13 protein-coding genes and 1 tRNA gene are annotated in these 14,752 nt (G+C 73.3%); 7 read left to right on the top strand and 7 right to left on the bottom strand.

The annotated features are described in order from the left end of the window. Nucleotides 1–151: 151 nt before the first annotated feature. The 3 genes from MXD62_RS31420 (at nucleotide 152) to MXD62_RS31410 (ending at nucleotide 3,893) form a co-directional block, all read left to right on the top strand. Nucleotides 152–2,149, top strand: a complete 1,998-nt coding sequence (locus MXD62_RS31420; RefSeq protein WP_248832989.1) for a VWA domain-containing protein — start codon at nucleotides 152–154, stop codon at nucleotides 2,147–2,149. 73 nt (nucleotides 2,150–2,222) lie between these two features. Beyond that, on the top strand, nucleotides 2,223–3,341 hold the full coding sequence (locus MXD62_RS31415) for a serine protease (protein ID WP_248832988.1): 1,119 nt from the start codon (nucleotides 2,223–2,225) through the stop codon (nucleotides 3,339–3,341). A 42-nt stretch (nucleotides 3,342–3,383) separates the two neighbouring features. Next, entirely contained in the window at nucleotides 3,384–3,893 is a 510-nt protein-coding gene (locus tag MXD62_RS31410) for a membrane protein (RefSeq protein ID WP_020458470.1), read from the top strand. Here MXD62_RS31410 and MXD62_RS31405 read toward each other — a convergent pair. After that, entirely contained in the window at nucleotides 3,868–4,806 is a 939-nt protein-coding gene (locus MXD62_RS31405) for an alpha/beta hydrolase (RefSeq protein ID WP_248832987.1), read from the bottom strand. The two genes, MXD62_RS31410 and MXD62_RS31405, sit on opposite strands and share 26 nt — an antisense overlap. Nucleotides 4,807–5,025: 219 nt before the next feature. On the opposite strand from MXD62_RS31405, the gene MXD62_RS31400 reads away from it, so the two are divergent. After that, nucleotides 5,026–6,651 carry an MBOAT family protein gene (locus tag MXD62_RS31400; protein WP_248832986.1) on the top strand — a complete coding sequence of 542 codons (1,626 nt, stop codon included), beginning with the start codon at nucleotides 5,026–5,028 and terminating at the stop codon, nucleotides 6,649–6,651. Nucleotides 6,652–6,927: 276 nt separating this feature from the next. Further along, entirely contained in the window at nucleotides 6,928–8,049 is a 1,122-nt protein-coding gene (locus MXD62_RS31395; RefSeq protein ID WP_248832985.1) for an SGNH family hydrolase, read from the top strand. A gap of 72 nt (nucleotides 8,050–8,121) precedes the next feature. Here the strand turns inward: MXD62_RS31395 and MXD62_RS31390 are convergent, their stop codons facing one another. Next, complete coding sequence (locus tag MXD62_RS31390; RefSeq protein WP_248832984.1) at nucleotides 8,122–8,508, bottom strand: hypothetical protein; 387 nt, start codon at nucleotides 8,506–8,508, stop codon at nucleotides 8,122–8,124. 109 nt (nucleotides 8,509–8,617) lie between these two features. Between MXD62_RS31390 and MXD62_RS31385 the strand changes: the two genes are divergently transcribed. Both MXD62_RS31385 and MXD62_RS31380 read left to right on the top strand, forming a co-directional pair. Further along, nucleotides 8,618–8,845, top strand: coding sequence for a DUF4287 domain-containing protein (locus MXD62_RS31385; RefSeq protein ID WP_248832983.1), 228 nt, complete (start codon nucleotides 8,618–8,620; stop codon nucleotides 8,843–8,845). 106 nt (nucleotides 8,846–8,951) lie between these two features. Continuing rightward, the gene (locus MXD62_RS31380; protein ID WP_248832982.1) at nucleotides 8,952–9,359 is read left to right on the top strand and encodes a PPOX class F420-dependent oxidoreductase; all 408 of its coding nucleotides are present in this window, start codon (nucleotides 8,952–8,954) and stop codon (nucleotides 9,357–9,359) included. Between the two features lie 83 nt (nucleotides 9,360–9,442). On the opposite strand, the gene MXD62_RS31375 is transcribed toward MXD62_RS31380, so the two are convergent. From MXD62_RS31375 to MXD62_RS31355, 5 genes are all read right to left on the bottom strand, one after another. Then, nucleotides 9,443–10,240, bottom strand: a complete 798-nt coding sequence (locus tag MXD62_RS31375) for a Bax inhibitor-1/YccA family protein (protein WP_248832981.1) — start codon at nucleotides 10,238–10,240, stop codon at nucleotides 9,443–9,445. A gap of 355 nt (nucleotides 10,241–10,595) precedes the next feature. After that, nucleotides 10,596–10,670, bottom strand: a tRNA-Leu gene (locus tag MXD62_RS31370). 1,801 nt (nucleotides 10,671–12,471) lie between these two features. Continuing rightward, a complete protein-coding gene (locus MXD62_RS31365) occupies nucleotides 12,472–13,260 on the bottom strand; it encodes a uracil-DNA glycosylase (protein WP_308301355.1) in 789 nt (262 codons plus the stop codon). Beyond that, nucleotides 13,257–14,213 carry a Ppx/GppA phosphatase family protein gene (locus tag MXD62_RS31360; RefSeq protein WP_248832980.1) on the bottom strand — a complete coding sequence of 319 codons (957 nt, stop codon included), beginning with the start codon at nucleotides 14,211–14,213 and terminating at the stop codon, nucleotides 13,257–13,259. Before MXD62_RS31360 ends, MXD62_RS31365 begins: the two co-directional genes overlap by 4 nt. Further along, a complete protein-coding gene (locus tag MXD62_RS31355; RefSeq protein ID WP_020458459.1) occupies nucleotides 14,210–14,746 on the bottom strand; it encodes a DUF501 domain-containing protein in 537 nt (178 codons plus the stop codon). The genes MXD62_RS31360 and MXD62_RS31355 overlap by 4 nt, the downstream gene beginning before the upstream one ends. Nucleotides 14,747–14,752 lie beyond the last annotated feature (6 nt).

The following is a 14,752-nucleotide window of genomic DNA, read 5'->3' as shown; positions in this document are numbered from 1 at the left end:
GGTGCTGCACCGGGAGCCGCTGCAGTTCGACTACGTCCACCTGGCCCAGCGCAACTACTCGTGATCCTCCTGGTCGGGCGCCCCCCCGCCCCCCCCGGGGGGGGGGGGGGGGGGGGGGCGCCCCGCGGCACAGGCCACCCAGGAGGAACCGGTGAGCTCCGGACAGTTCCGCTACGGCCCATGGGACGGCGGGCCGGACCCGCTGGCCTCCCCGTTCTCCGCGACCGACGCCATGGACGAGATGTCCCGGCAGATCCTCGAGGGGCGCACGCCCCGGGAGGCCCTGGAGAGCCTGCTGCGCCGGGGCATGCCGAACCGCCGTGGCCTGGACGACCTGCGTCGCGCGATCGAGCGCCGGCGCCGCGAGGCCCGCTCGCGCGGCCGGCTGGACGGCACCCTCGAGGAGGTCCGCCGGCTGCTCGACACCGCGGTCGGGCAGGAGCGGGCCACGCTGTTCCCCGACCCGGCGGACGAGGCGCGGATGCGCGAGGCGGAGCTGGACGCGCTGCCGTCCGACCCGGCCCGGGCCGTGCGCGAGCTGGCCGACTACGACTGGCGCTCGCCGCAGGCCCGCGAGACCTACGAGCAGATCTCCGACCTGCTGCGCCGCGAGGTCCTCGACGCGCAGTTCCGCGGCATGAAGCAGGCGCTGCAGGGCGCCTCGCCCGAGGACATGGCCCGCGTGCGCGAGATGGTCCGCGAGCTCAACGAGCTGTTGGAGGCGGACGCCCGGGGTGAGGACACCCAGGGCCGCTTCGACGAGTTCATGCGCCGCAACGGCGAGTTCTTCCCGGAGAACCCGCGCGACCTCGACGAGCTCGTCGACGTGCTCGCCCGCCGGGCCGCGGCGGCGGAGCGCCTGCTCGCCGGGCTGACCCCGCAGCAGCGCCAGGAGCTCGCCGACCTGATGTCCACCGCGATGGAGGACATGGGCCTGGCCACCGAGATGTCCCGGCTGTCGCAGGCGCTGCGGTCGGCCCGGCCGGGCCTGGACTGGGGCGGACGCTCGCGCGGGCGCGGCCGGGGGCGGTTCTCCGACGCGATGACCGGTGAGGAGCCGCTCGGCCTCGGCGACGCGACCAGCGCGCTCGAGGAGCTGGCGGAGCTCGACGACCTCGCGGCCTCACTCAGCCAGGACTACCCGGGCGCGTCCCTGGACGACGTCGACCCGGAGGCCGTCGAGCGCGCGCTCGGCCGTTCGGCCGTCGACGACCTGCGCAACCTGCAGCAGATCGAGCGGGAGCTCGAGCGGCAGGGGTTCGTCACCCGCCGCGCCGGAGCGCTGGAGCTCACGCCGCGGGCCGTCCGGCGCATCGGGGAGTCGGCGCTCGCGCGGATCTTCCGCGAGGTGGCGGCGCGCGGGCGCGGCGACCACAGCCTCACCGACGCCGGCTCGGCCGGTGACCTGCTCGGGACGTCCCGGCGCTGGCAGTTCGGTGACACCCAGCCCATCGATGTCGTCCGCACGGTGCGCAACGCGGTGCTGCGCGGCGGGCCGCCGGGGCGGGGCCAGCGGATCCGGCTGGCGGTCGACGACTTCGAGGTCGCCGAGACGGAGCGGCGCACCAGCGCGGCCGTCTGCCTGCTCGTGGACCTCTCCTACTCGATGGCGCTGCGCGGCACCTGGGGGGTGGCGAAGTCGACCGCGCTCGCACTGCACACCCTGGTGGCCACCCGGTTCCCGCAGGACAAGGTGCACATCGTCGGCTTCTCCGACTACGCCCGCGAGCTGCGCCCGGTCGAGCTCGCCGGGCTCGACTCGGAGATGGTCCAGGGCACGAACCTGCAGCACGCGCTGCTCATCGCCGGACGGCTGCTGCGCCGCTACCCGGACTCCGAGCCGGTGATCATGGTGGTGACGGACGGCGAGCCCACAGCCCACCTGCAGCGCAACGGCACGCCGTCCTTCTCCTGGCCGCCGCTGCCCGAGACACTGGAGCTGACGCTCGCCGAGGTCGACCGGCTGACCCGCCGCGGCGTCACGATCAACGTCTTCATGCTGGACGACGAGCCCCGCCTGGTGCGCTTCGTCGAGGAGATGGCCCGCCGCAACGGCGGGCGGGTGCTCTCCCCGGACCCGTCCGCGCTGGGCAGCTACGTCATCCGGGACTACCTGCGTTCCCGCGGTTCACGGCGCGTCGCCCGCTGAGCCCCGGGTCGGCCGGCGAACCACCGACCCAGCACGAGCACGATGAGTTAGCAACCTGCTACCGTGCGCGCTCGTGGTGGCAAAGCACGGACGCGGCGACGGACTCGGAACCCACCGGCGCCGGCGGTGGGTCGCCGCGGTCGCGGTGGCGGCGGCACTGTGCTCGGTCGCCCCGACCGTCCCGACGCTGGCGGCCGCCGCCGCCGGTGACCTCCCGGCCGGCGGTGCCACCGAAGCCGTCCCGCCCGCGCCCTTCTCGGACCTGCCCGGCCCCTTCGCCGGCCCGTACTCCGAACCGCTCGGACGTCCCTACGCCGAGCCGATGTCGGCGCCGGTCGCGGCGACCCCCTACGAGCAGTCCCGGATCGAGCTGTACTGGTCCGCCGACCGGCGCGCCCGGGCGCAGACGGCGGACGCGGCCGAGCGCGGCGGCCGGCCGGCCCCGTCCGCACTGGACGGGGCCGCCACGGCCGGCGAGGCCCAGCGCGACGCCACGCCGCCGCCGCCGAGCACCGGCGCCCCCTACGTCTACGGCGGGCTGGTGACGAAGACGGTCGGCCGGCTGTTCACCACGCTGCGCGGCGTCGACTACGCCTGCTCGGCGACGGTCGTGTCCAGCCCGGGCCGCGACCTGGTCGTGACCGCGGGCCACTGCCTGCACGAGGGCACGGGCGACCAGTTCGCGACGAACGTCGTCTTCATGCCCGGATACTCCGAGGGACAGATGCCGTACGGGCTGTGGACGGCCCGCCGGATCACTGTCACCCCGGGCTGGGGCCTGGGCGGGGACTTCGACTACGACACCGGGTTCATCCTGTTCAACGCGCGCGGGGGCCGTCACCTCGAGGACGTCGTCGGCGCCCAGCGCATCGCCTTCAACCAGCCCCGCACCTTCGCGCAGTACGCGTTCGGATACCCGCGGCTGGCGCCCTACGACGGCAACCGGCTGGTCTACTGCGCCGGGGCGCCCTCCCCCGACCCGTACGGGACGGTGTCGCTCGGGCTGAACTGCGACATGACCGGTGGTGCCAGCGGCGGACCGCTGATCATCGGGCTCGGTCGGGCCGGGCCCGGGGCCGGCTGGGTAGACAGCGTGGTCAGCTACGCCTACGTCGGCGAGTCGCAGACCATCTACGGCACCTACTTCGGGCGGGCGATCGAGCTGCTGTACTACCAGGCGATGGAGCTCTGACCGCCGCGGCGGGGCCTCGAAGGTGGACCCGAAGGTGGAGTCGTGCCGCCCCGCGGCGGGCGCCCCGCCGGCGCTGGATACGGTCTCGACATGCCGCACTCGGGCAGCTTCGGGCTCTTCCTCACCCTCCACGTGCTCTCGGCCGTCCTGCTCGTCGGGCCGCTCTGCGTCACGACCGCCGCGGCTCCCGGGCTGGTGCGGACAGGCCCGGCCGGCCTACCCAGGATGCGCGCCGCCGTGCGAACGACCCGGTACTACCCGCCCGCGACCGTCCTGATCGTTCTTTTCGGGCTGGTGATCGTGCGGCAGGGGTCGTTCGGCAGCGTCCGCGGGTTCGGCGACCCGTGGCTGGCGGCGTCGATCGTGCTGTGGCTCGCGGCGGTCTCGATCACGATGACCGTGGTCGCGCGGAATCTGCGGAAGGCCGTCCACGAGATCGAACGCGGCGGTGACGCGCGCCGCCAGCTCCCGATGATCACCATCGGGGCCGCGGCCGCCGTCACCTGCTGGGTCGTGGTGATCGCGCTCATGGTGGTGAAACCGGGGTCCTGACCATGCTGTCCGGGGCCCGCGTGCGCGCCGCATCCGCGCGCACGGTCTCGCCGTGGTGCGTGACGTCCTCCAGCCGGTCCAGCAGCCGGCTCCAGATCTGTCTGGGCAGGTCGTGCCCCATCCCGTCAATCTCCATCAGCTCCGCGGACGGGATCGCGGCCGCGGTCAGCCGTCCACCGCGGACGGGGATCAGCGGATCGAGCGTGCCGTGTACGACGAGGGCCGGCACCCGCAGTGCGCGCAGCGCCTCGGTGCGGTCCGGCGCCACCAGGACGGCGGCGAGCTGCCGGGCGACCCCCGCGGGGTTCTGCCGCCGCTCCCAGAGCACCGCCGAGCGGGTGCGCAGCCATTCGACGTCGAGCGCGAACTCCGGCGAACCGATGACCCGGGCGGACTCCTCGGCGGCGAGGACGAACTCCGCCAGGTTGGTCGGGCTGGGGCGCAGCAGCAGGTCGACGGCATCGTCCGTCGGCTTCACGGTGGGATCGCCGGGGTGTGACATCACCGAGGTGATGCTGCGCACCCGCTCGGGGCTGGTCAGCGCGAGGATCTGCGCCACCATCCCGCCCAGCGAGAGGCCCAGGACGTGGGCGGAGTCGAGCCCGAGGACGTCCATCAGGCCCAGCGTGTCGGCGGCCAGGTCCTCGAGCCGGTAGGGCGCGAGCTCCGTCTCGCCGTTCACGATGGCCAGCAGGTCGGGCTCGCCGTGCCAGTCGAGGTGGGTGGAGTGCCCGACGTCCCGGTTGTCGAAGACGATCACCCGGTAGCCACGCCGGACCATGCTCGCGAGCAGCTCGGGATGCCAACCGACGAGATGCTGTCCCATCCCGCTCACGAGTACCAACGGCAGTCCGTCCGGATCACCGTGCACCTCGACGGCCAGCTCGAGGCCGTTGACGGGAACGATTCTCATGCCCGGGACGGTAGCGACCACCCGGCCGTTTCGTCAGTGCACGGCCGCGAATCGGCTTCATGTCACCCGCGTCACACAGGGGTGATCCACGCGCCCTCGGGGTGACCCGCCTCCCGCCCCGGGCCGGCCGGTGGCCCGTCGGGGAGCGCCGCGCCGCCACTTCAACTACTTTCAGTAGTTGACCGTACTCTTTCCGTAGCAGACGCCGGGCGGTTGCGCGTGGTATTCCCAACGATCGAGTTCGCCGCGTTCCTGGTGGTCGTCATGGCCGTCTCCTGGCTGCTCATGCCGGTCCCACTGCTGTGGAAACCGTTCATCCTGGGCGCCTCCTACTTCTTCTACGCCTACGCGGACGCCCGGTTCGTGCTGCTCATCGTCGCCTCCACCCTGATCAACCAGGCCGCGGCGGTCGCCATCCACCGCTTCCGGGACAGGCGAATCCTGATCGCCGCCATCGCCTGCGACCTCGGACTGCTGGGCTGGTTCAAGTACTACGGTTTCTTCGCGCTGTCCGTCGACCGGGCCCTGCAGGACGTCGGGCTGCCCGCACCGCTGCCGCTGCTGCAGGTCGCGCTGCCGATCGGGATCTCGTTCTTCACGTTCCAGGCGCTGTCCTACGTGATCGACGTGTGGCGAGGCGACATCCGCCCGGTGTCACTGATCGACTTCGCCGTCTACGAGGCGTTCTTCCCGCACCTCGTCGCCGGGCCGATCGTGCGGGCCAGCGAGTTCACCCCCCAGCTCACCGCGCCGCGGGACCCGCGCCAGGTACAGGCGACCAGGGCGGTCTTCCTCATCGCGGGCGGACTGGTGAAGAAGGTCGTCCTCGCGGACCTGCTCGCCACCCGCATCGTCGACCCGGTCTTCGACGCACCGGGACGGCACTCCTCCGGCGAGATCGCGGTGGCGGTCTACGGCTACGCCGTACAGATCTACTGCGACTTCTCCGCCTACTCGGACATCGCGATCGGTGTGGCCCTGCTGCTCGGCTTCCGCTTCCCCGACAACTTCGACCGCCCCTACACGGCCACCAGCCTCCAGGACTTCTGGCGCCGCTGGCACATGACGCTGTCCCGGTGGCTGCGCGACTACGTCTACCTCCCGCTGGGCGGAAACCGCGCGGGCCGCCGCCGGACGTACGTCAACCTGATGATCACCATGGTCCTCGGTGGACTCTGGCACGGCGCCGCGTGGACGTTCGTCGTCTGGGGCGCCCTGCACGGCGGCGGGCTCGCCGCCGAACGCGCCTGGCGCGCCCGCCGCGACGGCCGACCGCGCCCGGTGGACGGATTCGGCGGCGGCGGTACCGGTGACGTCGGCGGCGGTGGGGTCGGTGGAGTTGATGGAGTTGATGGAGTCGGTAGGCCGATGGTGCCCGCGCCGACCCGGTCCCTGGAGGTGCCGGTGGGCGCCCTGGCGGACCGGTCGGGCCCCGCCGGCGCGGCCGTCGCGGTCGGCGGTGCCGCCCCGGTCGCGGCCACCGTCCCGATGCGCGGCCGGCGGCACACGTCACAGGCCTGGCTCGGACGTCTCGTTGTGTTCCACTTCGTCTGCGCGGCCTGGGTGCTGTTCCGGTCACCCGACCTCGCGACAGCCGGCGAGATCTTCCATCGCCTGCTCACCGCCGGTGGACCATCGCCTCTGGTGACGAACACCGTGCTGGTCGCCATAGCGATCGGCCTCGGCACGGCCGCCATCCCCCGGCTCTGGTGGATCCGGGCACAGCAGGCCTTCGCCGCCCGCCCACTGACCGTGCAGATCATCATGGTGGTCGCGTTCCTGCTGGTCATCTACACCTTTGTCGGCCAACAGGACGTCGCGCCGTTCATCTATTTCCGGTTCTGACGAAGTCCGCACCCGCGCGTCATCCGCCTGCCGCACCCCGCACCCCGCACATCGGACGCACCAGACGCACGGCCTGCACCGACAGTGATCATCACTTAAGGTAACCACCTGAGCACATAGAACTCGACAATCTCGGGGGAGGCCATGACGCAGCGCGACGAGCCCGCGGCATCGGCGCCAACCGCGCCGGCTCCCCGCCGGGATGGCGACCGGCCGCCGACAGCCGCGCCCGGTGCACCGGGGCAGCCCGGCGCACCGGCTCCACGGACCCGTCCGATGACGCCGGAGGCCAGGTCACCGAGCGCGCCCACCGCTCCGGCGACGCCCCCCACGGCTCCCCCTCCCTCCCCGCGCGCGAAGCCGGCCACGCCCACGGAGCCCGCCAAACCCACGGAGCCCGCCACGCCGGCCGTGTCGGCCCGGCGGGCGCTGCTGTTCGTCGTGGCCTGCCTGGCCCTGCTGGCGGTCCTGCGCTCGGCCGCGATGGTGCACGCCGGTGAGGGGATGCCGCCCGGCACCACCCGGGACCTGGTGCTGGGTGTGGCCCGTCCGTTGGACGAGGTCACCTCGGCGCTGCGGCTCAACCAGCCCGACCGGCTGCTGACGAAGGCCTTCGGGCACCCCGACCCGACCGTGGGCAAGGCCGACGACTCCGAGCTCGCCGCCGCGGCCGCGCTCGCCGAGCCCGACGCCAACACCGGCACCGGCCAGGTCAAAGACCGAAGCCGGGACGGCGACGCGGCGGGCGCGCTGCGCACCCCCACCCCCGCCGACCCGCTGCGAGTGCTGGTCACGGGTGACTCGTTGACCGAGTCGCTGGGGCCGACGATCACAAAGACGGCACCGCCGGCGATCCGCGCCGAGACCGACACCCGGTTCGGCACCGGCCTCGTCCGCCCGGACTTCTTCGACTGGGCCACCCACGCCCGTCACCAGGTCGCCGAGCGCGACCCCGAGGCGGTGGTGGTGGCGATGGGCGGCAACGACGGCCAGGGCATCACCCAGCCGGACGGCACGATCCTCCCGGCCGGCTCACCGCAGTGGGAGGCCGAGTACCGCCGCCGGGCGATCGTGCTGATGCGCATCTGGTCGGACGGCGGAACCCGCCGGGTGTACTGGCTCAGCCTGCCTCCCGCCCGCTCGAGCACGCTGAACGGGTACTTCACACGGATGAACGAGGCGACCCGCGCGGCCGCCGACCGGGTTCCCGGGGCGCGCTTCCTGGACCTGCGGCCGACCCTGTCGAACGGCGGCGCCTACACCGACTATCTGACGGACGGCGGCGGCCACTCGGTACTCATCCGCACCCGTGACGGCGTCCACCTGACCCTCGACGGCGCGCGGCTGGCAGCGGGCCCGGTCCTGCACACACTCAGCGGAGACTGGCACCTGAGCTGACACCGGGCGCCACAACGCACGGCCGGGACCAGCAGACCGGAACCAGCACGGCCGGGGTCGGCGGCACCGGGGTCAGCGCGGCCGGAAGCCGAAACCCGGGCCGTCGAGATCGTTGCGGGCGGTGCTCACCGCGGTGAGCGCGCGGCCCATCAGATCGGCCTTCCGGCCCGGCGCGGCGGACCGGTCGGCCGAGGTGACGGCGTCGAGGAAGTCGTCCGCGAGGACGATGAGCTGGTCGGGCAGGGCGTGATCCGCCACCCGCGGCGGGCGGACGCCGAGCGGAGCGCCGCTGCCGGCCTGCCGGCCGAGCACGGCCAGCTCGTCGATCAGCATCCGGAGCCGGGCGGCGCGTGTCTCCCCGGTGGGGATCCGCACGTCCCAGGACGAGCCCGTCCAGCTCCGCACGCGGGAGAGCAGGAGGTTCGTCTGCCGGGACAGCTCGCGGACCGAATCCGACATCCGGGCAGGATACCCGACGATGGCACTCTCGGGTCTTGCTCAGACGTGTGGTATGAGGCACGCTCGCTTCATGGTCCGTTGACGTCGGGTTCAACCTCTGGAGGCGCGCATGTCGCAGTACCGCTCCCCGCAGATCCACCAGGGACTCATCGACCGCATGCCGAAGGCGACCGGACACGACGTCGGGCACTGGCTCGCCCGCCTGCACGACGGGCCTGGGCTGCTGCGCTTCTCGGAACGAGTGGGCTGGCTGCGGGACGCGCACAGCCTGCCGCACCAATACGCGGCGGCCGTGGTGCACGAAGCCGACCTGCGTCGGCGCGCGATCCGCGTCTGATCGATGATCCCGGCCGGCGGCCGGGCGCGGGCCGGGCTGCCGGCCCGGCCCGACCGCCGGCAGGGGCTGTCCGGCGGGCGCGGGCTCGCTGGACCAGAATGGCGGCGTGGATCTCGCCGCCGCCCGGGCCTTCGTCCTGGAGCATCATCGTGCCGTCCTGGGTACCACCCGCCGTGACGGCACCCCGCAGCTGTCTCCCGTGCTGGTCGGCGTGGAGGGCGACGCGCTGGTGATCAGCACCCGCGTCACCGCGCTGAAGGTCACGAACATCGAACGGGATCCGCGGGTGCACCTGTGCGCGCTCTCCGACGGCTTCTTCGGGCCGTGGGTGCAGATCAGCGGCACGGCCGAGATCATCCGGCTACCCGACGCCCTTGACGGGCTGGTCGCCTACTACCGCCAGATCTCGGGGGAGCACCCGGACTGGGATGACTACCGCGCCGCGATGGTGCGCGAGCAGCGCTGCCTGATCAGGGTCACGCCGACCACCGCGGGCCCGGACCGCTCCGGCTGAGGCCACCACCTGTGCCCTCTGCCGCGTACGGCGGCCGAGGGCCGGGGACCAGCCCGCCGGGGCTGGTACCGGAGCGTACGGGGCTACTGGCGGAGCTTGGAGAGCAGGCGCAGCAGCTCCAGGTACACCCACACGAAGCCGATCAGCAGACCGAACGCGGCCCGCCAGGCCTCCTCGCGAGGCGCGCCGGAGGCGACCGCCCGCTCGATGTAGTCGAAGTCGAGGATGAACTGCAGGCTGGCCACCACGAGCACCGCGATGCTGAACAGGATGCCCAGCGGCGACGCGTCGTTGATCACGGGCAGGTGGCTGCCGGACACGGCCCTGATGACGAGGTCGGTGATGCCGAGCAGCACCACGCCCAGCAGGGCGCCCGTGACGATCCGCGCCATGCGGGGGGTGGCTCGGAGCCGCCGGCTGCGGTAGGCGACCAGCATGGCGACGAACACCAGCGCGGTGCCGAGCAGCGCCTGGAGCACGACGCCCGAGAACGCGGACTCGTAGAACCGTGAGACCCCGCCGACGAGCAGGCCCTCCAGCACGGCGAAGACCACCACGAGCGGCGGGCTGATCCGGTTGCGGAGCGAGATGACGAAGCTCAGCGCGAGCGCCGCGACACCGGCCCCGAGCGCGATGCCCGGCGAGTCGGGCGAGAGGTACCAGCCGAAACCCGCTCCGACCAGCATCACCGCGAACACGCCGAGCGTGTGCATGACGACGTCGTCGAAGGTCAGCCTGTCGCGCACCGGGGTGGGCGGCGGGCCACCCAGCCACGGAGCAGGGCCGCCCTGCGGCCAGGGACCGGCCGGCGGGACTGGCGAACGGCTCTGACCGAAGCCCGACCGGGTGAACGCCGGGTTGGATGAACGCAGCTCTGCCATCGGGCCTGGACCTCCCCAGCGAGTCGCGGACGGGCCACCTGCCGCACGCGATCGCACAGTACAACGACCACCGGATGACGACCGTTCCGCACCCGGTGCGCAACGTGACCCCGTCGGCAGGCCGGAGACGATCAGCCGATCGCCGGGTGGCGCAGCCCGGGGTCCTCGCCCATCGATCAGCAACAGAAGGGGCGAAAGGGACAGGAGTGGACGCAATACGCGCCCCAGCGGGAATCAGACCGTACGGAGGCGCCCTTCAGGCAAAGGGAGCCAAGACCGATCACGAGCCTGTCGACCGCCGCGCCTCGTAATCCCCCATGGGGGATTACGAGGCGCGGCGGTCGACATTGATGGGTGCCGGTGGTCGGAGTCGAACCGACACTCGAGCTGTTTTTAGGACAGCCTCCTCTACCTGTTGGGATACACCGGCTCGTTCACATCGCTGATGTTTCTACCACGCTACGTAGGGTCTGGGAATGACACATCGCAGGAAAAGTCGTGCGGAGAGGCCGGCGCGGACGAATTCGTGACTCTTTGTGACGACGGCGACGCGGAAGCCGCTCTCCCGCGGCGTGCGGTCACTCCACGGTTCGAATCTGGGAGGGAGCGGGACGGCCACGGGCTCACCCATGACGCTCCCCCAGCCCCCCTCGGGCCCGCCTCCGGCCTGTCTCCGGCCCGCCCCCCGACGCACGCACAAAGATCAAGAATACCGAATGTCCTGGTCCTTCCGACCCCCGCCCACGCGGACGGCCGCGTCGGACGGACGACACTCCGCCCACCGGGGCCGGGCCCGGAGCCAGGCTGGTGCCCGGCGGTCCGGCGCCACGCGTTCCCGCCGGCAGGCCGCCCACCGGCACCCGCTGTCCCGGCCGACCGGCGGGCCGGCAATCCCAGTCGTGGCGGTCGATCCCGCCAGGCGACCGCTCCAGCACCCGGCGGCGCGGTGGCATCGTCGACGCGCTGAGGGCAGCGATACGCGTCGACGGCGCCACCGCGTGCGAGGGCGCGGCCGCGGAGGCCGCCCGAGCCGTCGGTCGCGGTGTGCGACCTGTCCACCGCCGGCCCGGCGACTCCGCGCCGAGCGCGAGCGCCGCTGCCGGGCCCGGCGGCGAGGATGACAGCGGGGCGTGTTCGAGGAGGGCCCTCCGGTGCGGCAGCGGCGGCGGGTCGAACCAGCCGGCCGGCTAGGTAGTGCGACAAAGCGCCCATCCGGCGCGAAAGACGTCGCGCGCCGGGCGCCGGCGCGACCCGGCAGCACCGTCCCAAACGGTTCGAGTCGTTATCAGCGATGCGGCGAGGGAATCCGCACTCACGGCCGCCGCGTGAATGGCCACCGGCGTTCACGGCGCCAATCGGAATCCGGTACCAGTGCCGAGCAGAATCCTCCGGCATGCCCTCGATGTTGTTTTGCCGACACCGGCCGGGGACGGCGGACCTATTTCGAAGGCCATTCAGCGGGCATCGGGAAGGCGGTCTCGGCTCCGGCTCCGTCGAGGACGGCCCACGGACGCGCGGACCAGGCCCGGCGGCCCCGACCCGGCCGGCCACCTCCGGGCCGCCGACCCTCCCCCGACGTCTCCGCCGGGCCGCCCACCGATGCCTGCGCGGTCCGCCGTTCCGGGGTGACGCTGGCCACACAGTGGCATCCCAACAGGCACCCGGAGGACACCTTCCGCATGGGATCGGAAGCGCAAAGCGACATCACGAGCGACCTGGGCCCGGGGCCACCCGTCCTGGGCGAAGGGGGCCGCGCGACCACCGCCGGACGCCACTCCCGGGCCGGACGGCCCGACCCGGCCCACCACGACGGCTGGCGGGTTCGCCGGTCGGTATCCCCGCGGACAATGAGATCCGCGGCGAACCACCTTCTCGACGAGGAAAAATGCGGCTGCCACGGGCAGACACGCCAAGCCTCGAAGACCACACCGAGCCTTCGCCGCACGACCCGTCCGTTAGTCCGATAGGCGGTCGCGGCGTGATCTGGCCCACTGTCCCCGCATACGGGAAGTCGCGCTCCCACCGGATACGGTAATGGGCGTTTCCGCAAGACTCGACCTTCACCGTGGTTTCGGTCGCCTGGCCGCGCGGCGATTCGCGGCCCCACGCAACGCGCCCCGCCGGTGACGTCCCGGGCCCCCGTCCCCGGGCGGCCCGGGACGTCACCGGAGCGAGCCGGGCGCCGGACGAGTGCACGCCGGAGCCTCCCCGGAGCCGGCGCGGGACCACCATCAGCCCTCCTGGGCCACCGGATCGGCCACGGCGGCGGCGAGGACGGCGTCGAGCATCGGCTCGGTCAGCCGGCCGGTGAACGTGTTCTGCTGGCTCGGGTGGTAGCACCCGAGCACCCGCACCGAACCCGCGTCCGCCGTGACGCCGTGGCCGAACGGAACGCGCCGCGCCGGCGTCGGATAGCCGGCCCGCGCGAGCGCCGGCCACAGCGCGGACCAGGCGAATCCGCCCAGCACGACGATCGACCGCAGGGTCGGTCGCAGCAGTTCGAGCTCCCGGACCAGCCAGGGCCGGCAGGTGTCCCGCTCGGTGGGGGTGGGCTTGTTCGCCGGCGGCGCGCACCGGACGACGGCGACCACGCGCGCGCCGGTCATCCGCTGGCCGTCGCCGGCGGAGACGGAGGTCCCGAGGGCGGCCAGGCCGGCCCGGTGCAGCGCGGCGAACAGCCAGTCCCCGCTGCGGTCGCCGGTGAAGATCCGGCCTGTCCGGTTGCCGCCGTGCGCGGCCGGGGCGAGGCCGACAATCAACGTCCGCGCGTCGGCCGGCCCGAACGACGGCACCGGCCGTCCCCAGTACGGTTGCTCGGCGAACGCGGCCCGGCGGACGGCGGCCACCTCCTCGCGCCATTCGACCAGCCGCGGGCAGGCCCGGCAGACCGACATCCGCGCGTCAAGCTCGTCGCAGTCCGGCGCCGTCCCGGCGAGGGTCGCCACCTCCGGCCCGGAACGGGCGACGGGCGTGCCCGGGACGGCCGGGTCTCCGGGCCAGCCCGAGCCCGGCAGATTCACCGAGCCCCGGACTCGACCACTCCGCCCAGCGAGAGCGCGATGCCGTCGAGGATGTCCCGCTCGCTCGCGATCACCATGGAGGTTCCGGACCGCTCCATGAGGGTCCGCAGCACCAGTGCGCCGGCGGCGATGACGTCCACCCGCCCGGGGTGCATCACCGGCAGCGCGGCACGCTGGGCGTGGGTCATTTCGAGCAGGCTCGCGGTGACGGCGGCCACGTCGGCGGCCGAGGTGACCATCAGGTGGATGCGGTCGGGGTCGTAGGTGGGCAGGCCGGCCGCCAGTGCCGCGACGGTGGTCACCGTCCCGGCGACACCGACCAGGGTGGCGGCGGTGGTGATGGGCACGGTGCGCTCGGCGAGGTCGAACGCCGCGTGGACGTCGGCGACTATCGCGGCGATCTGCTCCGGTGCCGGCGGGTCGGAGTGCAGGTGGCGCTCCGCCATGCGCACGCAGCCCACGTTGACCGAGATCGACTCCCGCACGCCCTCGGCGCCGCCGAGCACCAGCTCGGTCGAGCCGCCGCCGATGTCGGCCAGCAGAATCGGGGTCGCGACCCCGTCGAGGTCGCCGATCGCGCCGGCGAAGGAGAGCGCCGCCTCCTCGCCACCGCTGATCACCTCGGGGTCCACGCCCAGGATCGCGCGGACGCCGTCGACCAGCTCGGCGCGGTTGCGCGCGTCCCGGGTGGCGCTGGTGGCGACCATCCGGACGCGGGTCGCCCCGAGCCGGGTGATCTCGTCGGAGTAGTCGCGCAGGGCGGCGAACGTCCGGGCCAGCGCCTCGGGCGCCAGCTCACCGGTGCGGTCGACGCCGGCGCCGAGCCGGACGATCTCCATCCGGCGGGTCAGCTCGCGCAGCCGCCCACCGGAGCCGGCCGCCCCCTCGTCGAGCTCGGCCACGAGCAGTCGGATGGAGTTGGTGCCACAGTCGATCGCGGCCACGCGGGTCATCCGGCGGTCTCCTCTCGTCCCTGGCCGACGCGTGCCGCATGGCCGCGCGAGCCCCCCGGTTCCCCCGCACAGGATGCGCCGTCCGGCTCGACGCACGGCCCGCGGGCCCCCCAGTCGGCGAGCTGAGCGAGAGCCTCGTCACCGAACGGGTTGACTCCCGGGCCGGCGGCCAGGCTGTGGGCGACCAGCACGTGCAGGCACTTGACCCGGTCGGGCATCCCACCGGCGCTCGGGTCCCCGGGCAGGGTTCCGTGGGCATCACGGCGCGCCAGGTAGTCGCGGTGGGCGGCGCGGTAGGCGGCGGCGAGCCCGGGATCGGTCCCCAGCCGCGCGGTCATCTCCCGCATGAGGCCTGAGCCCTCCAGCCGCGAGATCGCCGCCGCCGCCCGCGGGCAGGTCAGGTAGAACAGCGTCGGGAACGGCGTGCCGTCCTCGAGCCGCGGGGCTGTCTCCACGACGTCCGGCAGCCCGCACGAACAGCGGTGCGCGACGCCGAGCACAGCCCGCGGCGGACGGCCGAGCTGGCGGTGCACGACGGC

This window comes from Frankia sp. Mgl5, assembly GCF_023242985.1.
GTDB lineage: Bacteria > Actinomycetota > Actinomycetes > Frankiales > Frankiaceae > Parafrankia > Parafrankia soli.
The sequence above is the reverse complement of the archived record's forward strand: the minus strand, read 5'-3'. Positions and strand labels throughout refer to the sequence as shown.

Coding starts and splice junctions, on each gene's coding strand:
- MXD62_RS31405 (WP_248832987.1), bottom strand. CDS start 4,806: ATGAGAATCGTTCCCGTCAACGGCCTCGAGCTGGCCGTCGAGGTGCAC.
- MXD62_RS31395 (WP_248832985.1), top strand. CDS start 6,928: ATGACGCCGGAGGCCAGGTCACCGAGCGCGCCCACCGCTCCGGCGACG.
- MXD62_RS31390 (WP_248832984.1), bottom strand. CDS start 8,508: ATGTCGGATTCGGTCCGCGAGCTGTCCCGGCAGACGAACCTCCTGCTC.
- MXD62_RS31385 (WP_248832983.1), top strand. CDS start 8,618: ATGTCGCAGTACCGCTCCCCGCAGATCCACCAGGGACTCATCGACCGC.
- MXD62_RS31375 (WP_248832981.1), bottom strand. CDS start 10,240: ATGGCAGAGCTGCGTTCATCCAACCCGGCGTTCACCCGGTCGGGCTTC.
- MXD62_RS31360 (WP_248832980.1), bottom strand. CDS start 14,213: ATGACCCGCGTGGCCGCGATCGACTGTGGCACCAACTCCATCCGACTG.